The organism is Pseudomonas syringae group sp. J309-1, from assembly GCF_032582135.1.
In the GTDB taxonomy this organism is placed as follows: domain Bacteria; phylum Pseudomonadota; class Gammaproteobacteria; order Pseudomonadales; family Pseudomonadaceae; genus Aquipseudomonas; species Aquipseudomonas quasicaspiana.
In genome coordinates this window covers 1-26,521 of sequence record NZ_JAWHNU010000045.1, presented here as the reverse complement: position 1 = coordinate 26,521, position 26,521 = coordinate 1, and the positions used below count along the sequence as shown (strand labels likewise).

The window sequence follows — 26,521 nt, the reverse complement described above, 5'->3', positions numbered from 1 at the left end:
GTCGTCAATGGTCCTCGCATTCTAGCGCCGACCCCGCCGAAAAGGTTGATTCTGCTCATGAGCCAAGCTCCCCTCGTCCTGGTGGACGGTTCTTCTTATCTGTACCGCGCCTTTCATGCGCTGCCGCCGCTCGCCACGTCCAAGGGTTTGCCCACGGGTGCCGTGAAAGGCGTGCTTAATATGCTCAAAAGCCTGCGTCGGCAATACCCGGATAGCCCGTTCGCCGTGGTGTTCGACGCCAAAGGCGGTACGTTCCGAGACGACCTGTACGCCGAGTACAAAGCCAACCGGCCAAGCATGCCGGACGATTTGCGCGTGCAGATCGATCTGCTGCACGCCTGTGTGAAAGGTTTGGGCTACCCGTTGCTGTGCGTTGACGGCGTCGAAGCTGACGACGTCATCGGCACACTGGCGCGCAGCAGCGCCGCAGCGGACCGACCGGTAATCATTTCCACCGGCGACAAGGACATGGCGCAGTTGGTCGACGGGCACATCACGCTGGTCAACACCATGACCGGCAGCGTCCAGGACGTGGCGGGCGTGAAAGAGAAGTTCGGCGTCGGCCCTGAGCACATCATCGATTACCTGGCGCTGATGGGTGACAAGGTCGATAACATCCCAGGTGTGCCGGGTGTTGGCGAAAAGACTGCCGTAGGCCTGTTGGTCGGTGTGGGCGGCGGCCTGAAAGAGCTGTACGAAAACCTCGAAATGGTCGCAACGCTGCCGATCCGTGGCGCGAAAACCCTGGCTGCCAAGCTCGAAGAACATCGTGCCATGGCGTTCCTGTCTTACGAGCTGGCGACCATCAAGATCGACGTCCCGCTGGATATCGAGCTGGATCAACTGCACTGCACCCAGCCTGATCGTGAAGCGCTGCTTGAGCTTTACGCCGAGCTGGAATTCAAAAGCTGGATTGAAGACCTGCACCGTGATGCCAAGCGTGTCGGTCTGGAAATCGCCATCGAAGAGGCGCCTGCCCCTGCAGAGTCCCGCTACGAAACCATCCTTGAGCAGAGCCAGCTCGACGTTTGGCTGAAGAAACTCAACGACGCCAAGCTGGTGGCGTTCGTGACCCAGAGCAACGGCCTGGACGCCCAGCGTGCGCAACTGGTGGGCTTGTCGTTTGCCGTGCAGACCCACGAAGCCGCTTACATCCCGCTGACCCACTCCTACATGGGCGTGCCGCAGCAACTGGATCGTGATCACGTACTCAAGCAGCTCAAACCGCTGCTGGAAGACCCGAGCAAAATCAAAGTCGGTCAGCACGCCAAGTTCGATATCAATATCCTCGCTAACTGCGCCATTGATGGCGATCAGAGTCAGGGCATTGAAGTTCAGGGGCTGCTGTATGACACCATGCTCGAATCCTACGTGCTGGATTCCACCGCAACCCGTCATGACCGCGAAAGCCTCGCGCTGAAATACCTGGGGCATGCCGCCGGGAATATTCAGGACATTGCTGGCAAGGGCGTGAAGCAACTGACGTTCGACCAGATTTCTCTGGAGCTGGCTGCGCAATACGCAGCTCAGGAAGCTGACATAACGCTGCGCTTGCACGAAGCGCTTCAGGCGAAGCTCGCTGCGATCCCTAGCCTGGCCCCGGTGCTCAATGAAATTGAAATGCCGCTGGTGCCCGTTTTGGCTGGTATCGAACGCCAGGGTGCGCTGGTGGATGCCAAGCTGCTGGGCATTCAGAGCGTTGAGCTGGGCGACAAGATGGTTGCCCTTGAGCGCGAGGCGTTCGAGATTGCCGGGGAGGAATTCAATCTGGGATCGCCGAAACAACTGGGCGTGATCCTGTATGAAAAACTCGGCATGCCGGTTCTGAGCAAGACTGCCAAAGGCCAGGCCTCGACTGCCGAAGCGGTGCTCGCTGAATTGGCCGAACAAGGTTTTCCGCTGCCAACGGTATTGATGAAGTACCGCTCGATGAGCAAGCTCAAGAGCACTTACACCGACCGCTTGCCAGAGCAGATCAACCCGCGCACCGGTCGCATTCACACCTCCTACCATCAGGCGGTGGCGGTGACCGGGCGCTTGTCTTCCAGTGATCCAAACCTGCAGAACATCCCGATCCGGACCGCCGAAGGACGCCGCATTCGTCAGGCGTTTGTCGCACCCAAGGGCTACAAACTGCTGGCGGCGGACTACTCGCAGATCGAGCTGCGCATCATGGCTCACCTGGCTAAGGATGAAGGTTTGCTACACGCGTTTCGTAATGACCTGGATGTTCACCGGGCAACGGCGGCAGAAGTGTTCGGCGTTGAGCTTGAGGCAGTAACCACCGACATGCGCCGCAGTGCCAAGGCGATTAACTTCGGCCTTATCTACGGCATGAGCGCTTTTGGTCTGGCCAAGCAGATCGGTGTTGATCGCAAGCAGTCTCAGGCCTATGTGGATCGCTATTTCGCCCGTTACCCGGGCGTGCTGGATTACATGGAGCGCACTCGCACGCAGGCCGCTGAACAGGGTTTCGTAGAGACCATCTTCGGCCGTCGTCTGTATTTACCGGACATCAACGCCAAGAACCAGGCCTTGCGCAAAGGCGCCGAGCGCATGGCAATCAACGCGCCGATGCAGGGCACGGCGGCAGACATCATCAAGAAGGCTATGGTGGCGGTAAACGGCTGGCTGGAGACGTCGAAGCTTGACGCCAGAGTCATCCTGCAGGTTCACGATGAACTGGTACTGGAGGTTCGCGAAGACCTCGTCGAGCAGATCAGCGAGCAGATCCGCCCGCACATGAGCGGCGCGGCTCAGCTGGATGTTCCGTTGCTGGTTGAGGTCGGTGTGGGCAATAACTGGGATGAGGCGCACTGACCAGGCGCTGGGCCGGGGCAAGCACGCGATCTCCTGTTGGAGCCGAGCTTGTTCTGGGCGGCATTCCACGCGGTGTGCCTGATTGACCGAGGCGTCTGCATCGCGGGCAAGCGCGCTCCTACAAGGATCACGCTGTTTGTTGGAGCTGGGCTTGCCTGCGAAGAACGGTAACGCGGTGTGCCTGACTGATCGTTTGGAGAATTTCCGAAGGCCAGGAACTTACGCCTCTAAACGCCGGTCAGAGAACTCGATTGGCTGAGAAGCCAGTCATGCTCCTAGTTGTGTTAAGTGTTGGCAGATATCCGGCTTCCCTCCATGGAAGTCTGGAACTTGAACCCCGAACTTCCCCTCCCCCACATGAAGTCCGGGGTTTTTTTTGCCTGCGATTTACTCGGCGGGTGCCTTGTCTTCCAGCTCCATCCAGCCTGCGAGTACGGTATAGGCTTCTTCCAGGCCCATGCGCTTTGGTGCAGAGAACAGCTGGATGCTGACGGCGTCGCCCCAACCCTTGCGGATTTCTGACTGAACCTTAAGCAGTGTGTTCTTGGCTGCGCCGTAAGTCAGCTTGTCAGCCTTGGTCAGCAGAATGTGCATCGGCATGTGGCTGGCGATGGACCAGTCCAGCATCAGGAGGTCGAAGTCGGTCATCGGGTGACGGATGTCCATCATCAGAATCAGACCTTTCAGGCTTTCGCGGCTGCCCAGATACGCTTCAAGGTGGCGCTGCCAGTGCAGTTTCAGCGGGATAGGTACCTTGGCGTAGCCATAACCCGGCAGGTCGACCAGGCGTCGCTCATCGTCCAGCTTGAAGAAGTTCAGCAGTTGCGTACGACCTGGCGTCTTAGATGTACGGGCCAGGCTGGCGTGCGTCAGGGTATTCAGCGCGCTCGACTTGCCTGCGTTGGAGCGTCCTGCGAACGCCACTTCAAAGCCGTCGTCGTCCGGGCACTGGTCGACTTTGGCTGCGCTGAGCATGAAGGTTGCCTGTTGGCACAAGCCGAGGATGGGATTCTTGAGTTGCATGTGATTTCCGGTGAGAGCGGTGCCTGCAAGGGGTGCGGCAAGAGGTGTCGTTTCCGTTTCAGTGGGGCCAGTATATAATTACCGCAGATTTTGTGTGTGCTTTGTCCCGGTCCCGGGAAGCTACATCAGCCAAGCGAGAACTATAAGCGCATTAGAACGCAGTCCGCTTTTAACCTGAAAGGGTTGCTGAGTATGAAGGCTTTGGAGTCGCCTGTGTTCAGGAGTTCAAAGTGATGCCGTTGCGTGGATTGTGCAGAGACCGCAATAGCGGGGATTCGCGAACCTTCGTCCGTCTGGATGAGCGAGTCCACCTCTATAAAACTATTCACCTTTAGCCGATCTGGATTACCTGATGAACAAAATTTTCGTGAGTCTGCTGCTGGCTCTGGGCATCTGCGGCACGAGTCAGGCGGCTGACACGGTAGTCGGCGACGCGGCTGCTGGGCAGGCCAAAACCGCCGTTTGCAGCGCTTGTCACGGCCCCGATGGTAATAGTCTGGTGCCAAACTTCCCCAAACTGGCGGGCCAGGGCCAGCGATATACGCTTAAGCAACTGCATGAAATCAAGGACGGCAAGCGCGTCGTGCTGGAAATGACCGGCTTGCTGACCAGTCTCAACGAGCAGGACCTCAACGATATCGCCGCGTTCTACGCCAGTCAGAAAGGCAGCGTGGGTGCCGCTGACGAGAACCTGGTCGCTCGAGGTGAAGCACTGTTCCGTGGCGGCAAACTGAGCGAGGGCATGCCGGCTTGTACCGGGTGCCATTCGCCCAATGGCGTGGGCAACGCGCCAGCGGGGTTTCCGCATCTGGGCGGTCAACACGCTGATTACATCAAGAAGCAGCTCGTGGCCTTTCGCGAAGGTGACCGCACCAATGACGGCGACACTATGGTCATGCGCTCAATAGCCGCCAAGTTGAGTAACAAGGATATCGAGGCGCTTTCGCAGTACATTCAGGGGCTGCATTGATCATGCGGTGATCTTGTTGGAGCGTGCGGGTGGCGATCCGGCTTGCCCAGGAACCAATCACCGCGCAGGGCAGATACACCGCGTTACAGTTCTTCGCGTGCAAGCCTCGCTCCAACGCATTCCAACTCAAAAAAAGGGTAGCTTCGGCTACCCTTTTTTGGTGTTGCCAGCGTTACACTAGCGAACTCGTGTCTTGTCAGCCGGTCGAAGTCCGGTCGTTGCAAGGCCCTCAAATCAGCCTCAGGAGTAAAGCATGCGTAATCTGATTCTCAGCGCCGCACTGGTTGCCGCCAGTATTTTCGGTATCACGGCACACGCTGCCGAGCCTATCGAAGCCGGTAAGCAGTACACCGTGCTGAGCAGCGCTGTTCCTGTTTCCGAGCCAGGCAAGATCGAAGTTGTAGAAATGTTCTGGTACGGCTGCCCGCACTGCTACGCATTTGAGCCGACCATCAACCCATGGGTCGAGAAGCTGCCTGCTGACGTTCACTTTGTCCGTATTCCTGCCATGTTCGGCGGCCCTTGGGACGCCCACGGCCAACTGTTCATCACCCTGGACACCATGGGCGTAGAGCACAAGGTTCACGCCGCAGTATTCGATGCGATCCAGAAAGGCGGCAAGCGTCTGACCGACAAGAACGACATGGCCGAATTCGTCGCTACCCAAGGGGTCGACAAGGAAGAGTTCCTGAAGACCTTCGACTCGTTCGCTGTAAAGGGCAAGATCGCCCAGTACAAGGAACTGGCCAAGAAGTATGAAATCACGGGCGTACCGACCATGATCGTCAACGGCAAATACCGTTTCGACCTGGGTTCTGCCGGTGGTCCGGAGCAAACCCTGCAAGTGGCTGATCAGCTCATCGAAAAAGAGCGAGCGGCCAAGTAAGCAGCGCCTGCCATGCTGCGCAAGAAAGCAGTAAGAAGTGTTGGCCTGCATGATCCGCGGGTCAACGAGGATCATCTACAGGCAAGTGGTCTGCCGGCGGACGGTCGGCTCCGCTTGCTTAGCTTCAACATCCAGGTCGGGATCAGCACCGGCCGCTATGGTCATTACGTCACGCGCAGCTGGCAGCATTTGCTGCCGCACGTGGGGCGGGCCAGTAACCTGAAGAAGATAGGTGACTTGCTGGGCGACTTCGATCTGGTTGCCTTGCAGGAAGCCGATGGCGGCAGTTTGCGCTCCGGCTACGTCAATCAGGTCGAGCACCTTGCTCAGCTCGGTGCCTTTCCTTACTGGTATCAGCAACTCAATCGCAACCTGGGTCGTCTGGGTCAGCACAGCAATGGCGTGCTTAGCCGCCTGCGACCGTGGGCGATCGAGGATCACCCGCTGCCCGGGCCTGCCGGGCGCGGCGCGATTCTGGTTCGTTTTGGCGAAGGTGAGGATGCGCTGGTCGTAGTGATCATGCACCTGGCACTTGGCGCACGCACCCGTACCCGGCAATTGGCCTATATCCGTGAATTGATCGGTGGTTACCGTCATCAGGTACTGATGGGTGACATGAACACCCACGCCCTCGACCTGCTGGAAAAATCTCCATTACGTGACCTGGGTCTCCTTGCTCCGCAAATTGAAGCGACTTTTCCCAGTTGGCGACCGCAACGCTGCCTTGATCATATTCTGCTCAGTCCTACACTCACTCTGGAACGGGTTCAGGTATTGGCTCAGCCAATCTCTGATCATTTGCCCGTTGCAGTGGAGATCCGCCTGCCTGCTTCATTGGGCGGCGACTCGCTGCCCGTTATCAGTCATCGCGGATCTTCTGAATGAGCGACGAAGCCGAACGCTGGCGAGAGAAATACCTCAAAGGCGTCGAACAGCAAGACAAGCTCGAAAAACGCTGGAATGCCCGTCTCGACTTGCTGCGCCGTGGTCTGGTGCGCAGCAGTCTGGCGGCCGAAGGGTCGGACCGGGCTGTCGACCAATGCATGAAGGAAATGCGCGAAATCGTCCGTAAGGACGACATGGACGCGGGCCTTGCAGCGTTGATTCCAAAGCTGGAGAAAGCGGTACTGGATTCCGAGCAGCGCCGCGAAGAGCGCGCTGCACAGGTCAGTAGCGCCTTGGTGTCGCTGGTCACGCAGTTACAGTCCCTGCAATTGCCCAAGGACGTACGCAAGCCGCTCAAGCGTTTCGCCAAAGACCTTGAGGAGCGCGCCTCGCAAGTGCGGGAACTGCCACTGTTGCTCGGTGAGCTAAGCGGCCTGCAGGGCCAGGCGCTGACGGTGATTGAACGGCCTGAAGAGCCGCACCGGCCGGGGTTGCTGCAGCGTCTGTTTGGTGGGCATGAAACGGGGGATGCTCCGGCTAAGGACGCCAGTGATACCGCAGCCGCTGTTCCGGAAGTCATGCTTGAGCGTGCGACTGATTCAACCGAGGTCGATGAGTGGGACGAGCCTGACGAACCGCCCAAACCAGTCGATCTAGCTACGTCGCCAGCTGTTGTTGCGCCTGCTGCAGCGGTCCCTGCTCCTCCGAAAACTCCGCAACTGCCGCCAGAACCAGCAGCCCCGCCGCCAGACGTGCAGACTCCCAACGTCGAGCCCGTGCTCGAAGTGTCCGAGCCCGCGATCCCGGCTCCTGGCCATGAAGCCGACGTCATTGTCGAGCCTATCGCTGTTCCACTGGTTGCGTCAGTCACTGAATCCATCCCGATTGAGGATTTGCTCGCCCCAATCCCGGTTGTGCCCTACGAATACGTGTCAGAGCCGGTCAGCGCTGTCGGCGAAGACTATGAGTTGCCGCAAGAAGCAGAGTCTGGCGAAGAAGAATCAACCTACGCGCTGCCCAGCTCTCCCGAGCCTAGCTACAGCTCCGTGGCTGCGCATATCGAACACACCCTGTTGGGCCTGCTCAACGATCTGACCCTGCCGGAGCACCATCGGCCTCAAGCCGAGGCGATGCGCTTGCGCCTCGAACATGGCCTTAACTGGTACGAATTGCTGCCCATTCTCGATGATCTTGCCGTTTTGATGCTGGCGATCACGGACAGTGGTCAGCATGAGTTCGAGATTTATCTAAAGCAGCTCAATGAAAGGCTCGAGTCATTCCAGAGCAATCTTCAGGCCGCCAGCGAAGACTACGTGGGCCAGCAGACCGCCTCGCGTGAGTTGAACAATGAGCTGCGTCTGCAAGTGGACGGCTTGCAAAGCAGCGTCCAGGACGCCGCCGATTTGCCGAGCCTGAAAAAGGTACTGGAGAACCGCCTGGAAGGTCTTCTGGGCACCATGGATCAACATCAGAAGACCCGCGACGAGCGTGAGCAGGACGTTGCGGCGCGCCTCCAAGGCCTGGCGAGCCGGGTGGCGACCATGGAGCAGGAGGCGCTGGGCTTCAGGGCCAATCTTGAAGAGCAGCGGCAAAAGGCACTGATCGATCCATTGACCGGCTTGCCCAATCGGGCCGCCTGGGAAGAACGCCTTGGGCATGAAATGGCTGTCTGGCAGAAGAACAAGACCAACCTGTTGGTGTGTATTCTGGATCTGGATCACTTCAAGCGTATCAACGATGGCTACGGGCATCTGGCCGGCGACCGGGTTCTCAAGATTGTTGCCAAGGTTGTGAAGAAGCAGCTACGCCCGACGGATTTCATTGCGCGCTTCGGTGGTGAGGAGTTTGTGATCCTCTTGCCTGCGACTCAGGTGACAGCAGGCCTGGCTTTACTCGAGAAACTGCGGACGGCGGTTGAGGAGTGCCCGTTTCACTTCAAGAGCGAACCGGTCACCATCACCGTGTCCACGGGCGTGACAGCGTTACGCCCCGGCGAGCGCAGTGATGTAGCGCTCAAGCGCGCTGATCAGGCCTTGTACCGCGCCAAGGAAAACGGCCGCAACAGAGTTGAGCAAGGTTGACCGATGACTCGACAGCAGTAAGCGATTGCACTGCAGTGCGCTATGCTCCCCACTTTCTTGTCTCTATGTTCAGGTTTTCATGAAGCTGTTTTTATCTGCCCTGCTGCTCATTACGTTGACGGCCTGCACCAGCGGACCGCGACTCGACACCAGTCACCCGTCGGTGAACTACGATAACCGTGTGCAGTTTGTCGTGGTGCATTACACCTCTGCGACGCTTGAGCGTTCCCTTGAGTTGCTCACTCACGGCGAGGTCAGTGCGCACTACCTGATTGGTGATACGCCGCCGACCATCTACAAGCTCGTCGACGAGAGCGCCCGGGCCTGGCACGCCGGTGAAAGTGAGTGGGATGGGCGCACCTGGCTCAACTCTGCATCGATTGGTATCGAAATCGTCAATCCTGGTTACCGCGATACACCGACGGGCAGACTTTGGTATCCGTATACGGAAGGGCAGATTCAGGCGCTGATCGTGCTGCTCAAAGACATCGTCAAGCGTAACCATATCGACCCGCGGCACATCATCGGTCATAGCGATATCGCGCCGGCGCGCAAGCTGGATCCGGGGCCGCTGTTTCCTTGGAAACGACTGGCCGAGGCTGGGCTGGGTGTCTGGCCGGACGAGCGTCTGGTGGCCGAACAGCAGGCACTTATGCTCGATAGCGTGCCGGACATCGCCTGGTTTCAGCAGCAGCTTGCTCGCGTTGGCTACACCGTACCGCAGACGGGTGAACTGGATGTTGCCACGCGGGATGTTCTGGCCGCTTTTCAGATGCATTACCGACCCGCGCGTTTCGACGGACAGCCAGATGTGCAGAGCGCCGCTATCCTGAAAGTGCTCAACCGCCAGCGCTGATTTCGCCAATTCGTTGCCGCAACTCCAATCCAGCGGGCTATTTTCGCGTTTGTTGCTATACCTAGGGGTATTCCTCCGGGTATCAACTGATGCGCGATGCGGCAACACCCTTTCGCACGACCCTGTATCGTCCTTGGCTGATGGCTTTGCTCGCCGCCTTGATGAGTGCTGCCGTGTTGTTGGCGGGCAGCTTTGCATTGGCTTTGCATCAGGCACGACAGAACGAAAGCGAACAGATGAATACTCAGGGCGGGCGCTTTCTGGTGCGCCTGGAGCAGCTGTTTGGCCAACTGCGTGCCGGTCTTGATCAACTGGAGGCCCAGCCTCTGCGACGCTGTAATCCGGACATGATCGACCGATTGCGTCAGGTTACCTCCAGCTATCGATTCATCTATGAAGCTGCGTTTGTGGGCGATGCCAGAGCGTGTTCCAGCGGATCGCGGGACAGTCAGCCTGGCCTGCCTCGCAAGCCGGATATTCGCGGCCCCACCTACGATTACTGGCTCAATACCTCAGCTCAACCCGACGACAACCTCGCAGCGTTGGTGCTGGGCCGGGGCGGCTTCAGGGTGTCGACCTCCCGGGGGCATCTGACCGATGTGGTGGATTTGCCCACCGGCGGCAGTCTGCTGGTGGTGCTGAATCATGGCGTCAAAGCCGTCACTGTCCTGGGTCCTGATCAACCCTGGCCGCTCAGCGTCCGCTGGTCCTCGAACAGCGCTGAAAAGCTGATAATCACCGATACCCTGTTGATCTATCGCATGCCGACTGAGAGCCCCGTGTATCAACTGGTGATGATTGCGCCCCGCGCCGGTCTCCAGCAGAAAGTAGCGGGAGCCTGGTGGTTACTGGTCCCCGCGAGCCTGCTGATTGCATTGTTTATCGGCGCGCTGGTGTTGCAACTCGTTCGTCAGCGCCAGTCGTTAGGGGGTGAACTGCAGGGCGCGTTGCGGCGCGGCGAATTAAAAGTGCTCTTCCAGCCGATTTTTGATCTACATTCGCGGTTATGTGTAGGGGCTGAAGCGCTGGTTCGCTGGCGCAGGCCGGATGGCACGCTGACCAGCCCGGACCTGTTTATTCCGTTGGCGGAGAACACGGGGCAGATTCGGCAGATTACGGATTTCGTGTTGCAGCAGTTGCTTGAGCAGTTAGGGTCTCTGCTGCGAGCCAATCCGCAGCTCTATATCTCGGTGAACCTCGCCGCGTGTGATGTGATGGCTCCGCGAATTGGCCGGGTCACGGCCCGATTACTGGCGGTGCACAAAGTCTCGGCCCGGCAGATTGCCTTTGAAGTCACCGAACGGGGATTGATCGACGTAGTGATCGCCCGCAATCACTTGCAGGCGTTGCGCGACAAGGGGCACCAAGTGTTGATTGATGACTTCGGCACGGGATATTGCAGCCTGGCTTATCTGCAAACACTGCCCGTGGATTGCCTGAAAATCGACAAAGCATTTATCGATGCCCTGGGTCATGATGCCGCCAGCAGCGGCGTGGCTCCTCATATCATCCGTATGGCCCATGCCCTGCAATTGCGGGTGATTGCCGAAGGTATCGAGTTCGAATCCCAGGCCCGGCTGCTCATGAGTGAAGGCGTGAAATACGGTCAGGGCTGGTTATTCGCCAGACCGCTAAGCGCTCGTAAATTCAGCGAACTGGTCACAGGCGGCCGTCGCAGCGAAGGGCGGCGGGCTGAGGATGTGGCGTAACGGTGAAATGGATTTCCTGTAGGAGCTGCTGAAGGCTGCGAAAGCATTCATCCTGATACTCCACATCGCAGCCTTCGGCAGCTCCTACAGGTCTGATCCTGGTGCCGGTTGGGTTTACAACGGCAACGCCATATAAAACTGGGTGCCCTGCCCCGGTCTGGAATAGACGCCCATCCGGCCGCCGTGCAGTTGCACGATCTCTTTGCACAACGCCAGGCCCAGCCCGGCACCGCCTTTCTTGCGGCCGACCTGGACGAAGGGTTCGAATATTCGTCCCTGCTGGCCGTAGGCGATACCTTCGCCGTTGTCTTCCACGCTAATAATGACCCGTTCGCCGTGACGCCGTGCCTGAAGGCGTATCAGCCCGTTTTCTGGGGTATGGCGCAGGGCGTTGTCCATCAGGTTATCCAGCACCCGTTCAAGCTGGGCGCGATCAGCATGCAGTCGAGGCAGTGGCTCCTGGGTCTCGATCGACAGGACAATGTTTTGCTCGTGGGCCTTTTCTTCGAAGCGTTGGCGCGCCTCTTCCAGCATGTCTTCGATGGACACAGGTGCCAGCGCGAGCTTCTGTAAGCCGTTTTGGTAACGAGAGAAGTTCAGCAGGTCATTGATCAACTGCATCAAACGCTGCATTTCTTCGTTGACCGTATCGAGCAGGTCCGACTCGCGGGAGTCTGGCGGGAATTTTGACCGTTCGCGGAACAGACCAAACGCCATGTGCATGCCAGTGACCGGCGTGCGCAGCTCATGGGATGCGCGCAAGACAAACTCGCTACGTACACGCTCGAATGCGCGCTGTTCAGTAACATCGTGAAGCACCATTACCGCCCCAAGAATGTGCCCCTTGGTGTGGCTGACGGGGGTCAGGCTGTAGGTGAGAAGCCGCGATTCCCCGTCGACCTCAATGGAGAGGTCTTCCGGCGCACGCTCAAGCGTTCCGCCGCGCAGGGTCAGGTACAACTGCTCGTCCAGTTCGGGGCGCTCCAAGGCCGCGCCGAGCCCTTGGCCAAGCTTGGGCTCTTCCCAGCCCAGCTGACGTTGAGCCACCGGATTGAGGTGTTCCAGACGACCTTGGCGGTCGATCATCAACAACCCGTCGTCGATGCTGTCCAGCACAGCCTGCAAACGCTGCTGACCCGCCAGCAGTTCATCGACGTTAGTGACCTGATGCTGACGTAACGCTTCGGCCATGATCCCGAAACGTCGCGTCAGCAAATTCATTTCAGCGCCTGAAGCAATCGGCAGGGTCACCTCGAAGTTGCCCTTGCCGATGCTGTCCGCAGCTTTGGCCAAGGCCTCGATGGGGGCGCCGAAGCGACGAGCGATCCCGTGAGCGGTAATGAACCCGATGCACAGCACTGCAATGCCTACCAACCCAAGCAGACCTGCAACCCATAACGCCCGTTCGCGGGAATGGATTTCCACCTTGCTGATGTTGTCCAGCGATTGGCGGTGGGCGACCAGCAAGTTATTGCGCAGGTTGTTGAACGCCTCAGTCAGTTCCGTGTTGTCGCGCATCGAACGTGCGGACTGGCGGGATGCTTCGTAAGCGTCGACGAATTTCTGATAATCCGCCCTGGCTTCGTGGAAGCCATTGTCGACGTTGTTGCGTTCATCGTTCTCGACGCCCTGCTCCAGCAATACCCGGAATTGATCCTGCAGTTTGCCCAGACGCTCAGCATTGGGCGTCTCATTCAGCATCATGACCAGCTGATCGCCCAGGTTTTGCCGCAGCTTCAGCCCGGTATCCAGGGTCACGAAATTCTGCTGGATCAACGACTCCTGCGAGCTCGCCATCTGCATCACGCTGACCAGACCAAGCACCAACCCCAACAACGCTACCGTTATCAACGCCGAAATGCTGAAGAAAAGCCTGGTGCGTAACTTCATCGCCAGTTTCATGCCGGGTTAGTCATAGGTTGTACTGCTTGCGTTTTCGATACAGCGTGGAAGCATCGATGCCCAATGTCTTGGCGGCCTGATCGAGGGTGTCGCTGGTCGCGAGGACTGCGCCGATGTGGGCTTTCTCCAGTTCATCCAGGCTCAGCGCAGCACCGACTCGCGGCGCGTTGCTGGTGGGTTGCTCAGCCATGCCCAGGTGAGCCACTTCAACCCGCTCTTGCGGGCAAATGATGCTGGCGCGTTCGATGACGTTGCGCAGCTCACGAATGTTGCCTGGCCAGCGGTAGTTCAACAGCGCGGCTTTGGCTTCATCGCTGAACCCCCTGGCCGGGCGTGCGTAATCCTTGACGAAGCGCGCCAGGAAGCGATCCGCCAGAGTCAGGATGTCTTCCGTACGCTCGCGCAGCGCGGGGAGATTCAGGGTGATCACGTTCAGACGGTACAGCAGGTCTTCACGGAAGCGACCATTGCGCACCATGTCTTCAAGGTTCAGGTTGGTGGCCGCAAGAATACGGACATCGGCACGGCGAGTCACCGGATCGCCGACTCGCTCGTATTCTTTGTCCTGAATGAAGCGAAGCAGTTTTGGCTGCAATGTGAGGGGAAAATCGCCGATCTCGTCGAGAAAAAGCGTCCCCCCGTCGGCCTGGTTGACGCGACCCAAAGTGCTCTCGCTCGCGCCCGTAAACGCGCCGCGGCTGTGACCAAACAGCTCGCTCTCCATCAGCTCGGCCGTCAGCGATGGACAGTTGATGGTCACGCAGGATTTCTTGTTGCGCTTGCTCCAGCCATGAATAGCGCGGGCCAGTTCGCCCTTGCCGGTGCCTGACTCGCCCAGAATAAGAATGTTGGCGTCAGTAGTCGCCACCTGACGAGCTGTCTCCAGAATCGCCATCATCGAAGGGCTGTGGGAATCCAGGCCGTCCTTGGGTTTGCGAATTTCGCCTTCCAGTACTTCCAGCCGGGCTGACAACTGGCGAACTTCCAGCTGTTTGGCGGTGGCCAGACGGAGTTGATCCGGGCTGCACGGTTTGACCAGATAGTCAGCCGCGCCGGCCTGAATTGCATCGACTGCTGTATCGACCGCCGAGTGAGCGGTGACGATCACCACCCGCATCCACGGGGCTTGAACGCGCATTTGCGCCAGTACATCGAGGCCGTTGTCTTCGCCCAACCGCAAGTCCAGAAAGCACAGGTCGAAGACCTGGCGCTGCAGCAACGTTTCCGCTTGGGATGCGCTGTTGGCGGTGGCGACACTGTAGCCCTCATCTTCCAGGCAATAACGGAACGTGCGAAGGATCGCGGATTCGTCATCCACAAGCAGAATACGGCCCTGATTCTCAGTGGCTGCTTCCATTTTTCCTACGCTCCTTAATGAATTGTCTTGCGTTAGTGTCGGAATAATCGGGCAAGTTGCATGGTTGATTCTGATTGATTATGCGAGGGGGATGGTAGTTATCTGTGTGGTTTTGAGATAAATATCTGATTTTTATAAGAAATAATCTCTGTGTATACCTCGCGCCAAGCTTGCGGGCTTCAGTTGCATTTCACGTTGCACGGAGCCAGTTTTGCCGATTCCTGCATGCTGCGCGGCGGCTATTTGCGATTCACGACGGCGTGCCGCTCGAATCCCGTTCCGCACTTCCTTGTCATTTGCTGATCAGACACAGGCAAGCCTCTGAATTGAGACGTATCTCCGGAGGACTGGCTCGAAACCCTTACACAGCTATGAAGATGGAGAACTGCCATGCACCCGCTGAAAAAGCTCGCTCTGGCCACAGCCACAATCACCGTGCTGGGCCTGAACCCTTTGATGGCCAGTGCTGCTCAGGGCGATTTGCCCAGCCAGCTCGCCGAAGCGCGTCAGGAAGGTTCGATCTGGACCGCATTCGCCCTCAACAAACATTTGAGTCCGTTCAAAATCGACGTCAGCGTCGAGCAAGGAACGGCTGTCCTCAAGGGCAAGGTAGAAAACCAGGTTGATCGTGAACTGGCCGAACGCATTGCGCTGGACACCAAGGGCATCGACAAGGTCGACAATCAACTGGAGATCGACCCCAATGTCGCTGCTGAGCCGGGCACCAAGGCCAATATGGCGCAGCGATTCGAAGACGCCACGTTGACTGCGACTGTGAAGTCCAAGCTGCTTTGGAGCAGCGTCACTGAAGCACTCAACATTGATGTGGACGCCAAAGACGGTGTCGTGACGCTTAAAGGTCGTGCGCAAAGCCCGGAAGCCAAGGAAGTGGCCGGTAACCTTGCGACCAACACCGATGGTGTGGTCAGCGTCAATAATTTGATCAGCATCAGTGCTGCGGACTCCATTGCCTCACGGGTTGATCCGCAGGCGACAAGCCCGACTGAAGACATCAGTGATGTGTGGATTACCAGCAAAGTCAAATCCAGCCTGATCTACAGCCGTAATCTGGATGGCCTGAACATCAAGGTCGACACCAAAAGCGGTCTGGTCAGCCTTAACGGCATCGTTGCCAACTATGCGGAAAAAGAACTCGCCGTCGAGATCGCGCGAAATATCCGTGGCGTTAAAGGCGTGAATGCGGATGCCCTGAAAGTGATGGCCCGCACGACCGGCTGATCAATTGGGCTAGTACGTTCGTGCATCCTGCACGACCCGGCAGGGCTGATCGTGCAGGATGCTACCAGCATAATTATTTTAGCGTTTTTAAGTTATTGATTTATAAGGTTATTTGATTGAATTGAAAGCTGGCATGCAGGCTGCAATATCTTGTTTATAGAAGCCGTGAAAACCCCGGCAACAAGATCAAGTTTGACAGCCCAACGTGGTGTCAGGAGCAACCAGATGAACCGCCAGCGTCTTACTCAATTGCGTATTTCGCCTCTGCATATTCAGCAGGGCTTGTTCGCCAGCCTGGCGCTGATGATCACTCTGATTGCAATCCAGCAGTTTCAGCATTGGGAAAATTCCCGCGAAGCTGCACAAATCAAACAGCCATTCACTTACAGCCAGACTTACAACAGCCAGACGTACAGCAACGCCAGTGCGTCGATGGCTCGCGATACCGCGCTGAGTCTCACGCCGGTTGATCGTAAAACGCCTGCAAGTGAAGTACCGCACCAGCAAACCTGGGTTTTTTGACCCGCAGCAGTAAAAGCAGCATCCATTAAAAGCAGATAAGGAGAGTCATCATGTTGAGTTGGGCAATCACGTTTCTGATCATCGCCATCGTCGCCGCCGTTCTTGGTTTCGGTGGTATTGCCGGCACCGCAACCGGTATCGCGAAGATCCTTTTCGTCGTATTCCTGGTTATGTTCGTGGTCTCGTTCTTCTTTGGCCGTCGCGGCCGAGGTTAAACATGCGCACGTCTCTGCACTCAATCGCAGCCGCCCTGTTAATGGGCGGCAGCGCAATGGCGATGGCTGCCAATGACGGCCAGTCTCGGGTCAATCAGTTATTGGGATCTGACCCCGAGTACCGGTCTACCTGGAGTTCAGTAATCAAGAAGGAGGAGCGTTTACCCGACTGGGTGATCAATCTCTCCGGTGCCAGCGAGCAGCAGATGACCGCTGTGACCGAAGACAAGAAGCCGTATCTGGTCGGTGCTTTGTGTGAAAAAGCTGAAACCTGCAAGAGCCAGCGTCTACTCGTGGCGTTCAGCCTCGACAAAGATGAAGCCTATGCATTGTTGGTAGATGTGCCAGCTGGCCTGCCTTCGGACAAGTCGCCGACACGTCACGCAACTTACCGTTATCTGGGTGAACCGGATGAGGGAATGCAAGGCATGCTCCAGGAACAGCTCCGCAAGGATCCGAACTGGTACTGATTCACGGTATTCGAGAACAGAGAGCATTCATGTTCGGGGTGCTCTTTAGCTACGCGGTTCGAGAAGAACCGCGTATGACCAGGGGGCCGGGACGCTTTGATCGTTTGGATCGGAGTGACCTAGGAGTACAGGGAGTGCTTCCGACGAGGGCCGGGTCAGGAAGAACCGCGACGCAATTCCATGATTGTAATCTCGAATGTTCGGGAAACGGTCGGCTGTCTTGCGTTGCGTTTTATCATTTCAACTTGCATTAGATGCATGTCCGAGCATCCGACAAATCTTGTACGAATTGTCTGCTTTTCATCCCCTCCGTTTACCTGCTGATTTCCTGTTTTAAATTTCTGAATGGCCTGTAGAGGGCGAATTAGCCACCTTTGAGCCGATTCGCGGTACGTTCTGGTCGTTTTCAGGCATGTTTTCTGTCGCTTGCATTATGCCGATTCGGCATGGGGTAGTCGTTTACGGCATTAGACGTCGCGCCCATGCGTGGGAATAGTTGCGCCTTTTTTCGTCAGCTAAAGAGCCGGATGCTCGCTTGCTGCATCTACTCGGCACTGCTCTGAACGGTAACCGATGTCTCGCCGCTGCTGTGGATCAGCAAAGTCGTGCATGTGTGCTTAGAGAAGTGCGAGCCACTTGAAAAAAGGTAACGACATGAAGAAGGCAAAGCTGAGCCTGGCATGGCAGATCCTTATCGGTCTGACACTCGGGATTGCGCTGGGCGCGCTACTTAACCACTTCAGTGCAGAGAAGGCCTGGTGGATCAGTAACATCCTTCAACCGGCGGGCGATATCTTTATCCGCCTGATCAAAATGATCGTCGTACCGATTGTGGTTGCCTCGTTGGTCGTAGGGATCGCCGGTGTTGGCGATGCCAAGAAGCTGGGGCGTATTGGTCTCAAGACCATCCTCTACTTCGAAGTCGTCACGACCATCGCGATTCTGGTTGGGCTGGTGCTGGCCAACGTTTTCCATCCCGGCACCGGTATCGACATGAGCAGCCTGGGTACTGACGACATCTCGAAGTACATGGCGACCACGGCAGAAGTGCAGCATGACCATGCTTTCATCTCCACGCTCCTGAACCTGATCCCTTCCAATATCTTTGCGGCCCTTGCCCGTGGCGATATGTTGCCGATCATCTTCTTTTCGGTGATGTTCGGTCTCGGTCTGGCGAGCCTGGACGCTGAGGTGCGTGAGCCGGTGCTGAAGGTATTCCAAGGCGTGTCGGAAACCATGTTCAAGGTCACTCACATGATCATGAACTATGCGCCCATTGGTGTATTTGCCCTGATCGCTGTGACCGTCGCTAAATTCGGTTTCGCCTCACTGCTGCCATTGGCCAAGCTGGTGATTCTGGTTTACTTCGCCATCGCCTTCTTCGCGTTCGTGGTGCTTGGCCTGATTGCTCGTCTGTTCGGTTTCTCGGTGATCAAGCTGATGCGCATCTTCAAAGACGAGCTGATCCTTGCCTACTCCACCGCCAGCTCCGAAACCGCCCTGCCGAACGTGATCAGAAAGATGGAGGCCTATGGCGCGCCGAAGGCGATCTGCAGCTTTGTGGTACCGACCGGTTACTCGTTCAACCTCGACGGTTCGACCCTTTATCAAAGCATCGCGGCGTTGTTCATTGCTCAGTTGTACGGCATTGATCTGTCCATCGGCCAACAGTTGATGCTGGTTCTGACATTGATGGTGACCTCCAAAGGTATCGCTGGCGTGCCAGGCGTTTCCTTTGTGGTGCTGCTTGCGACGCTGGGCAGTGTGGGTATTCCGCTGGAAGGTCTGGCATTCATTGCCGGTGTCGACCGCATCATGGACATGGCGCGTACCGCATTGAACGTGATCGGCAACGCGTTGGCTGTACTGGTCATCTCGCGTTGGGAAGGCATGTATGACGATGCCAAAGGTGAGCGCTACTGGAATTCCCTGCTGCACGCGCGCAGCAAGGAAGCGATCCCGGGCGCTGAGCCGGTATCGTCGAACAACGCATAAATGCCGTGTAGGAGCCGGGCTGCCCGCGATAAGAACAACGCGGTTAACGGACATACTGCGGCGCCTGAATCGCGGGCAAGCCCGGCTCCCACAGGTTGCTAGTGATCTCAAACTCACGCAGGACCGGTAGGACCGAATTCATTCGGGAATGCGGTGCTTCAGGCGATACATGTTCAGGCCTGTGCCATGGCGTCGTTGAGTGATTTTTCCAGCTGCGCCTTGTAGCGCAGGTACAGGATGGTTTGTCCGCGAGCGTCGTCCAGTAAGCCGGAAAGGTCCAGGTCGGTGATGTAGCAGCGATAGCGTTCGGGCTCGGTGCGTCGCTCAAGAATCTGTCGGGCCACGACGCTGAACAACTGATCACCATGCTCCAGCTCGGAGAACTCGTTGTTATCGCAGTACAGCGTCACGCTGACCTGACCGGGTGATGCCTGTTCGACAATCGCCTGCACGTCGTAGAACGGCTTGCTTGCGGCAGTTGGCGCACTGCGTGGTTCGATGCGTCGGGCTCGCCCTGCGCCAGATGGCAAGACCTGGTAATAAAGCGTTTCGAGGAAAGCGACCGCCGTGGTATCGCCCACAGGCAGCATCCCGGTACGGCGATAAACCAACGCCTGGAAGAAACGCTGCAGGGGCTGCAACAGGCTCAACTCATCGTGATAAGGCAGGCGCTGATGCCAGAGCGCATTGTGTTCATCGAGTGCGTAGAGATCGGCCTCATTTTCGTTGACCCTGTAAAACACTTGAATGCATTCGGGCTGGCCATGGGGAAGGATCAGCGCCAGATCGTGATCGCTCAGGGCGTGCGGATCCAGGTGCAGAGGGCTGTAGCGCGGTAGCTCTTCACCCAGATATTCGAACAGTCCCGAAAGACTATTGATCACCACATGAGTGACTGGCTGGGTCGGCACCATTTCCAGTACGTGGTATTGCTGTTGCACCTGGATCAGGTAGCGATGGTTCAGGCGTGCGGCGTGCAGCAGTTGCGCGGTGGCCACCAGCTCTTCAACCCGCTGGGCGATGGCGGGAGCGCGGTTGTGGCAGAAGCAACGCACACTCACCACAGGTTGCGCCGCGCCCTCGGGCAAATTACTGAGTAGCTCGCTCAGGCAGTCAAGCAGCGCATGAGCGCCGTCATAGCGGCTGACGAGGATTTCGTTCCAGCTGTTCAGCGTGATCTGATCCAGAGTCAGTACGAGGTTTTCCCTGACCCCGGCATAACTCAGCGAATCGGTTCGCTCAGTGGTCATCAGGATGTTCAGATCACGATGGTGACTGAGCGGATCAATCCCGACGTTGACCAGCAACAGAATCTCGCTGGGTACCGCAGGGCTCAGCACGCGTTCTTCGCTGACCACCTGGAGCGGAACAGGGATCTGCTGTTGCAGCGCCCCGAGTAGATTGAACAGCTCGAATTCGCTCAGGTCGCTGCTGCCCGGATGCAGTGCCAGCCGCGTGGTGGTGTCGATCACATTGTTGCGATGGCACCAGGTCAACAGTTCCAGCAACTCGCGGCTGCGCTTGATTGGCGAGAAGTCGATCCATTCATGAGCGCCCAGACTGCCGTTATACAGAGCCCACTGAGTTTTACCCGGCTCGCGCTTATTGGGTGACTGCACCAGCGTCAGCGTGTCTTCCGCCAGATCGGGAGCGATGCCCGGATTGATGAACTCGACTTTGCCTGCCTTGCGCTCGAATGCGGCGTACAACCTGCGGCCGAGTATATTCAGGTCCCGGGCGTTGGCCGAGCTGGCGACGTTTTGCTGGCGGGCGAGCTGGGTCAGAAAGCGATAGCTGTAGTTGAGTTCGTTGACCAGTGCGCGGCGCTCATGGGCGACCTGGCGCACCTTCCACTGACTGCGGCTGTCGAGCAGGAGTAATTGGCGTTCGTCCCAGCCCCACTCCCGCGTCAGTCGTTCCAGTAACTGCCGCTGCCAGCTGGTGTTGCGCAGCCGCGCAGTCCCGGTCAGTTTTTTATTCACTTTCAAATACAGGCTGCGGCGTACCAGCTCCAGTCGTTCCAGTTCGCCGCGCTGGATCAGATACTCCTCAATACGCCGATACACGACCATGTATGGATCCAGCTCATCCAGATCCACCCGATTGGCGAACACCGCTTTCTTGAAGCGCAGGCTCAGGCAGCGGACCTTGGGGTGTTCGCTGGCATACACCTCAGTCAACAGCAGTTTGAGCACCGACTTATAGGGTGACTCGATGCCCTTGAACAATTGCCACAGGCCGGCACCGAGAAACTCTCCGGGCGGAATAAGCGCCATATGGCCCAGGTCGAGCACTTCATCATCGCGGATAAAGCGTTTCGACAGCAGCGTATGGGTGTACTCGGCGTAGCGCTGTTCTTCATAGCTCGGCACCAGCCACCACATGGGCGTGCGACCCGCGAGCCAGATGGCGGTGCGGTAGAACTCGTCCAGCAACAGGTAGTGCTGCGTGCTGCCGCAGTTGTCCGAACTGAGCTGCGTATCGCGCTCACCTGCAGCGAAACGCTGCAGGTCGATCAGGAAAAAGTGCGCTTCTGCACCCTGAGTGGCGGCCCACACTTCCAGCGCCTGACACTTCTTGTGCAGCTCGGCGGCTTCGTCTGCGTTCAGCTCTGAGTCATGACAAACCCAGACATCCATGTCGCTTTCTTCAGCTTGCGCGAAGGTACCCAGGCTGCCCATCAGAAACAGACCGTGAATGGGGTTGCGCGCATTGCCACGCCGGGCTTTGTACGAGAACGACCGGGTCAGGCGTTGGGCTTCGGCCAGCGCCAGGCTACTGGGCTCGTACTGGGACACACCCGCAGGCGTGCTGCCGGAAACATAACCGGGCAGTAGCGGATGGTTAACGTGAAAAAACAGCGGCAGCAAATTCAATACGGTTTGCTGGCGAGTGGACAGCCCCTCGAGGGCACGCGCAAGCCGCCCGCTGTTCAGGGTCAGGAAACGGTTACGGAGCTGGGAAAGCACCTTACGGTCGATGCCTTCATCCAGGTCAGGACGGATTTCGGAATTACGCGTCATTGCAACTCAAACCGGATGCCGGGCTCGAAAGGGGCGGCGTGGAAGTAGTGAGTCAGACGGCGGGCAGGACGACGTGAGAGCCTGAAGCTTTCAGTCCGTTTATTGTTCTGGCGCCAACTTTTTACTATCGGCGCAGATTTTCATAAATGAAGGGCCCGTCAGACCTTTTTTGGAATGCGGGCCTTGGCGGAGATCAAGCGGCTTGTTTGGCAACGTTCAGAATAGTCAGCAGGGACTGGGCATGTTCGGCGGCTTCCAGTCCGAGACTGGTCAGGTATCCGCCATCGACCTGAGTGGTCAGGCCTTTTTCGAAGAGTCTTTTAGCAGCCGCAACAGCAGTCGGAGCGGCCACGTGATGGACTTTGAGTCCTTCAAGGGTATTGCCCAGATTGAAGAGTGCGAGGATTTCCAGTTCGGCAACCAGCTCAGGGGTATACGACATAGGTGCTCCAGACTTTTTCTAGTAATACGCCTCACTGGCTGGCGGAATCCTGGAATCAACGTGTCTGTGCTGCGCTCGTCGGTTCTGGATGACCGTTAAAGTCGGCTCGGCGTGGAAGCCTCGTCGTTCTAGTGGCAGCGAGGCATTTGCAGTGTAGACCTGGTCTGGGGATTTTGCCGAGCCTGATTTTCTGAGGTTTCGCCACCGGCCGTCAGTTGGCCGGTGCGCGCGTCAGCTCATGCCTCTGGCGGTAACTCAGGCAAGGCACGCAAGGCGGTTTCATACCATTCGGTGTTGAATGGGCGGTCTTCTTCCAGCAGTGCGTCAATTTCGATAGCCAGAACATGGGCCATCAACTGCAGGATTTCTTCACGCTCATAGCCCACCAGCGTCAGCTTGTTGAACGTCGCTTTGGCGGCAGGAGGGTTGTCGCTTTCAATCTGATTTTCGATAGCCTGAACCAGGGTCGATTCAGCGAATTCTTCTTCATCGTTGTCGAGAGTGTCGGTCATGGGGTGTTTCCTTGAGGATTTTTAGTCGGAGCGGATAAATGTGATGGTTAGCCGCGGTCCTGTGGGAGCGAGGCCTGCCCGCGATGAACGATAACGCGGTATTACTTCAAACCGCGGCGTTCCAATCGCGAGCAAGCTCAGCTCCCACAAAGGAGAGGTGATTAACGCGCAGCGAGTAACGCCTGTCCGCGAACCACTGCAGCCTTGACCTGTGCCGGAGCGGTGCCGCCGATGTGATCACGGGCGTTGACCGAGCCTTCCAGGGTCAGTACGGCAAACACGTCCTGCTCGATCTGATCGCTGAATTTGCGCAGTTCTTCCAGGCTCATTTCAGCCAGGTCCTTGCCGCTTTCAACGCCATATTTCACCGCATGGCCGACGATTTCGTGGCAATCACGGAACGGCAGGCCACGACGTACCAGGTAGTCCGCCAGGTCTGTCGCCGTGGAGAAACCGCGCAGCGCAGCTTCACGCATGATGGCGTGCTTGGGCTTGATCGCAGGGATCATGTCGGCAAAGGCACGCAACGAATCGCGCAGCGTGTCGGCGGCGTCGAACAACGGTTCCTTGTCTTCCTGATTGTCCTTGTTGTAGGCCAGTGGCTGGCCTTTCATCAAGGTCAGCAGGCCCATCAGGGCGCCGAATACGCGGCCGCTTTTGCCACGCACCAGTTCCGGTACGTCAGGGTTTTTCTTCTGCGGCATGATCGAGCTGCCAGTGCAGAAACGATCCGGCAGATCGATGAACTGGAACTGGGCGCTGGTCCACAGCACCAGCTCTTCCGAAAAGCGTGACAAATGCATCATCGCGATGCTGGCGGCCGAGCAGAATTCGATGGCGAAGTCACGATCCGAAACGCTGTCCAGCGAGTTACCGCCGACGACGTCAAAGCCCAGCAGTTTGCAGGTCAGTTCGCGATCAATCGGGTAAGTCGTACCGGCCAGTGCTGCGCTGCCCAACGGCATGCGGTTCAGGCGCTTGCGGCAGTCGACCAGACGCTCGTAATCGCGACTGAGCATCTCAAACCACGCCAGCATATGGTGACCGAATGTGACCGGTTGCGCGGTCTGCAAATGGGTGAAGCCCGGCATGATGGTGTCGGACTCACGCTCTGCCTGACCCAGCAGGCCCTGTTGCAGGCGAGTGATTTCCGACAGGATCAGGTCGATCTCGTCACGCAGCCACAGGCGGATATCAGTTGCCACCTGGTCGTTACGGCTGCGACCTGTGTGCAGTTTTTTACCGGTGATGCCGATGCGGTCAGTCAGACGCGCCTCGATATTCATGTGCACGTCTTCCAGATCGACGCGCCACTCGAAGCTGCCCGCTTCGATCTCGGTCTGGATAGTCTTCAAGCCGTCAATGATGGTGTCGCGTTCGGCATCGGTGAGAACGCCGACCTTGGCCAGCATCGTCGCGTGGGCGATGGAGCCCATGATGTCGTGGCGATAAAGGCGTTGGTCGAAGGTGACGGAGGCCGTGAAGCGCGCGACGAAGGCGTCGACGGGTTCACTGAAGCGGCCGCCCCAGGACTGGTTGGTCTTGTCGGTGCTCATGGATTCGCTCGTGATCTGCTGAAGAATGACATGCCCGCGTCTGCTCGCCGGGCACTCGCGATCATAACAGGTTGGCATTTTTTTATTTGCGGGCAGCTTGCCGCACAGCCCCGCACAGTCGAGACTGGGCTGATGCGAAATAGCTTATTGAAACAACCCTCGCCCAAAGGGCCTGGCAAAGAGTTTTTCCTCCCTGAGCTGTGCCTTCCGCAAGCGCTGTTGGTACTGGTCCTGCTCGCCGAATTATTGGTTCTGGTGTTGGTGCTGGTCGAACCCATGCGTCCGGGCTTTGATTGGGTGCGGCTGGCGCTCATGTCGTTGTTCGTGCAGTGGATTGTGCTCTTGTCAGCGGCTTTGTTGTGCGGGCTTCGACCGTGGCTGGCACGCTTGCCTGCGGGGCGTGCGGGGGTATTCGGTTGTTTGCTGGTTGTGGCGATTACCCTGCTCTGCACGGCAGTCACCGACGTTTGCCAACTGACCGGCAGAGTGACGTTTGGCGTGATGGTCGAGCGCTACGTACGTTATGGCCTTATCGCGCTGATCATGTCGGCCCTGATGCTGCGCTACTTTTATTTGCAGAGTCAGTGGCGCAAGCAGCAGCAGGGCGAGTTGCGTGCGCGCATCGAATCGCTGCAAGCGCGTATCCGGCCGCATTTTCTGTTTAATACCCTGAACAGCATCGCGAGCCTCGTGGCGACCAATCCGGTCAAGGCCGAGCAGGCGGTGCTGGATCTTTCCGACCTTTTTCGGGCCAGCCTGGCCAAGCCGGGAAGCCTTGTCACCTGGCGCGATGAGCTTGAGTTGGCAAAACGATATTTATCGATTGAGCAATATCGTCTTGGCGAGCGTCTACAGTTGGACTGGGTGATCAGTGGAATTCCAGACGACCTTCCAATTCCCCAGCTAACCTTGCAGCCACTACTCGAAAACGCTTTGCTTTATGGGATTGCACCTCGGGTCGATGGAGGTGTCGTAAAGGTAGAAGCAGATTATGAAAGGGGGGAGTTCATATTGTGTGTAAGCAATCCCTATGACGAAGTTGCCAGTCGGCAGACTTCCAACGGCACTCAGCAAGCACTGGTAAATATCGGTGCGCGCCTCACGGCACTTTTTGGTCCGCACGCCAGTCTGAGCGTGGAGCGCCGTGACGGTCGTCACTACACCTGTCTACGCTATCCTTGTGCGAGACTCACGCAGGAAGCCAGAGCTATATGAATGTCCTGATCGTTGATGACGAACCCCTGGCCCGCGAACGGCTTAGCCGGATGGTCAGTGAAATTGAGGGTTATCGGGTTCTGGAACCCGGTGCGTCCAATGGCGAAGAAGCCTTGGCGCTGATTGAAAGCCAAAAGCCGGATATCGTTTTGCTGGATATCCGCATGCCAGGCATTGATGGCCTGCAAGTCGCTGCCAGATTGTGCGAGCGGGAAACCCCGCCTGCTGTCGTCTTTTGTACTGCGCACGACGAATTTGCCCTTGAAGCTTTCCAGGTCAGCGCGGTCGGCTACCTGGTTAAACCTGTGCGGCCTGAGCATTTGATTGATGCCCTGAGAAAAGCCGAGCGCCCAAACCGCGTGCAGTTGGCGGCCATGACGCGACCTGCGGCAGAAAGCGGCAACGGACCACGCAGCCACATCAGTGCACGGACCCGTAAAGGTATCGAGTTGATCCCGCTGGATCATGTGATCTATTTCATCGCTGATCACAAGTACGTCACCTTGCGCCATGAAGGGGGCGAAGTCCTTCTGGATGAGCCTTTGAAGGCACTCGAAGATGAATTCGGCGACCGTTTTGTGCGTATCCATCGCAACGCACTCGTTGCCCGTGAACGTATCGAGCGTCTGCAACGCACGCCTCTGGGGCATTTCCAGTTGTTCCTCAAAGGCCTCAATGGCGATGCCTTGATCGTCAGCCGTCGGCATGTGGCGGGTGTGCGCAAGATGATGCAGCAGCTGTAAAGCGGATTGAAATGCTATTCCTGTGCAGACTGTGTGAAAACCCAAGCCTCACCGCATAACCAAAAAAATGCCTCGACCTGTTCGGGGCATTTTGCCGTTT

At 57.5% G+C, this 26,521-nt stretch carries 21 protein-coding genes; 14 read left to right on the top strand and 7 right to left on the bottom strand.

The genetic code is table 11. The features are described 5' to 3' along the window. Positions 1-57 precede the first annotated feature (57 nt). The gene (gene polA / locus RX972_RS21000; RefSeq protein WP_316878187.1) at positions 58-2,820 is read left to right on the top strand and encodes a DNA polymerase I; all 2,763 of its coding nucleotides are present in this window, start codon (positions 58-60) and stop codon (positions 2,818-2,820) included. Positions 2,821-3,207: 387 nt separating this feature from the next. On the opposite strand, the gene yihA is transcribed toward polA, so the two are convergent. Further along, the gene (gene yihA, locus RX972_RS20995) at positions 3,208-3,843 is read right to left on the bottom strand and encodes a ribosome biogenesis GTP-binding protein YihA/YsxC (RefSeq protein ID WP_027902791.1); all 636 of its coding nucleotides are present in this window, start codon (positions 3,841-3,843) and stop codon (positions 3,208-3,210) included. A 352-nt stretch (positions 3,844-4,195) separates the two neighbouring features. Between yihA and RX972_RS20990 the strand changes: the two genes are divergently transcribed. The 6 genes from RX972_RS20990 to RX972_RS20965 all read left to right on the top strand — a co-directional run bounded on the left by RX972_RS20990 (position 4,196) and on the right by RX972_RS20965 (position 11,230). Continuing rightward, the gene (locus tag RX972_RS20990; RefSeq protein ID WP_027902790.1) at positions 4,196-4,813 is read left to right on the top strand and encodes a c-type cytochrome; all 618 of its coding nucleotides are present in this window, start codon (positions 4,196-4,198) and stop codon (positions 4,811-4,813) included. Between the two features lie 253 nt (positions 4,814-5,066). Next, entirely contained in the window at positions 5,067-5,699 is a 633-nt protein-coding gene (locus RX972_RS20985; RefSeq protein WP_122705242.1) for a thiol:disulfide interchange protein DsbA/DsbL, read from the top strand. 12 nt (positions 5,700-5,711) lie between these two features. Next, positions 5,712-6,584, top strand: a complete 873-nt coding sequence (locus RX972_RS20980) for an endonuclease/exonuclease/phosphatase family protein (protein ID WP_316878181.1) — start codon at positions 5,712-5,714, stop codon at positions 6,582-6,584. Beyond that, positions 6,581-8,665: a diguanylate cyclase gene (locus tag RX972_RS20975; RefSeq protein WP_316878179.1), complete on the top strand. Its 2,085-nt coding sequence runs from the start codon at positions 6,581-6,583 to the stop codon at positions 8,663-8,665. Before RX972_RS20980 ends, RX972_RS20975 begins: the two co-directional genes overlap by 4 nt. Before the next feature lie 79 nt (positions 8,666-8,744). Then, the gene (locus tag RX972_RS20970) at positions 8,745-9,521 is read left to right on the top strand and encodes an N-acetylmuramoyl-L-alanine amidase (RefSeq protein WP_027902786.1); all 777 of its coding nucleotides are present in this window, start codon (positions 8,745-8,747) and stop codon (positions 9,519-9,521) included. Between the two features lie 89 nt (positions 9,522-9,610). Beyond that, positions 9,611-11,230 (top strand): EAL domain-containing protein, encoded by a 1,620-nt coding sequence (locus RX972_RS20965; protein WP_316878177.1) that lies wholly within the window; start codon positions 9,611-9,613, stop codon positions 11,228-11,230. 114 nt (positions 11,231-11,344) lie between these two features. On the opposite strand, the gene RX972_RS20960 is transcribed toward RX972_RS20965, so the two are convergent. Both RX972_RS20960 and algB read right to left on the bottom strand, forming a co-directional pair. Then, positions 11,345-13,132, bottom strand: a complete 1,788-nt coding sequence (locus RX972_RS20960) for a KinB sensor domain-containing domain (RefSeq protein ID WP_122705233.1) — start codon at positions 13,130-13,132, stop codon at positions 11,345-11,347. A gap of 10 nt (positions 13,133-13,142) precedes the next feature. After that, positions 13,143-14,489 carry a sigma-54-dependent response regulator transcription factor AlgB gene (gene algB, locus RX972_RS20955; protein ID WP_099270254.1) on the bottom strand — a complete coding sequence of 449 codons (1,347 nt, stop codon included), beginning with the start codon at positions 14,487-14,489 and terminating at the stop codon, positions 13,143-13,145. A gap of 390 nt (positions 14,490-14,879) precedes the next feature. On the opposite strand from algB, the gene RX972_RS20950 reads away from it, so the two are divergent. The 5 genes from RX972_RS20950 (at position 14,880) to gltP (ending at position 18,930) form a co-directional block, all read left to right on the top strand. Beyond that, the gene (locus RX972_RS20950; protein WP_316878172.1) at positions 14,880-15,728 is read left to right on the top strand and encodes a BON domain-containing protein; all 849 of its coding nucleotides are present in this window, start codon (positions 14,880-14,882) and stop codon (positions 15,726-15,728) included. 225 nt (positions 15,729-15,953) lie between these two features. Next, positions 15,954-16,250 carry a hypothetical protein gene (locus RX972_RS20945; protein ID WP_316878169.1) on the top strand — a complete coding sequence of 99 codons (297 nt, stop codon included), beginning with the start codon at positions 15,954-15,956 and terminating at the stop codon, positions 16,248-16,250. Positions 16,251-16,300: 50 nt separating this feature from the next. Beyond that, a complete protein-coding gene (locus RX972_RS20940; protein WP_002555679.1) occupies positions 16,301-16,465 on the top strand; it encodes a DUF1328 domain-containing protein in 165 nt (54 codons plus the stop codon). 2 nt (positions 16,466-16,467) lie between these two features. Beyond that, positions 16,468-16,935, top strand: a complete 468-nt coding sequence (locus RX972_RS20935; protein ID WP_316878080.1) for an inhibitor of vertebrate lysozyme family protein — start codon at positions 16,468-16,470, stop codon at positions 16,933-16,935. Between the two features lie 654 nt (positions 16,936-17,589). Further along, a complete protein-coding gene (gene gltP, locus RX972_RS20930; RefSeq protein WP_231677152.1) occupies positions 17,590-18,930 on the top strand; it encodes a glutamate/aspartate:proton symporter GltP in 1,341 nt (446 codons plus the stop codon). Positions 18,931-19,103: 173 nt separating this feature from the next. On the opposite strand, the gene RX972_RS20925 is transcribed toward gltP, so the two are convergent. The 4 genes from RX972_RS20925 to argH form a co-directional block, all read right to left on the bottom strand. Next, positions 19,104-21,953 (bottom strand): class I adenylate cyclase, encoded by a 2,850-nt coding sequence (locus RX972_RS20925; RefSeq protein WP_316878077.1) that lies wholly within the window; start codon positions 21,951-21,953, stop codon positions 19,104-19,106. A gap of 193 nt (positions 21,954-22,146) precedes the next feature. Continuing rightward, entirely contained in the window at positions 22,147-22,395 is a 249-nt protein-coding gene (locus RX972_RS20920) for a TIGR02647 family protein (protein ID WP_099270258.1), read from the bottom strand. 236 nt (positions 22,396-22,631) lie between these two features. Next, a complete protein-coding gene (locus RX972_RS20915) occupies positions 22,632-22,907 on the bottom strand; it encodes a hypothetical protein (RefSeq protein WP_027899428.1) in 276 nt (91 codons plus the stop codon). Between the two features lie 161 nt (positions 22,908-23,068). Next, a complete protein-coding gene (gene argH / locus RX972_RS20910) occupies positions 23,069-24,463 on the bottom strand; it encodes an argininosuccinate lyase (RefSeq protein WP_122396899.1) in 1,395 nt (464 codons plus the stop codon). Positions 24,464-24,595: 132 nt separating this feature from the next. Here argH and RX972_RS20905 point away from each other — a divergent pair, with 132 nt between their 5' ends. Beyond that, positions 24,596-25,678, top strand: a complete 1,083-nt coding sequence (locus RX972_RS20905; protein WP_027899426.1) for a sensor histidine kinase — start codon at positions 24,596-24,598, stop codon at positions 25,676-25,678. After that, positions 25,675-26,421 (top strand): LytR/AlgR family response regulator transcription factor, encoded by a 747-nt coding sequence (locus RX972_RS20900; RefSeq protein WP_027899425.1) that lies wholly within the window; start codon positions 25,675-25,677, stop codon positions 26,419-26,421. The genes RX972_RS20905 and RX972_RS20900 overlap by 4 nt, the downstream gene beginning before the upstream one ends. Positions 26,422-26,521 lie beyond the last annotated feature (100 nt).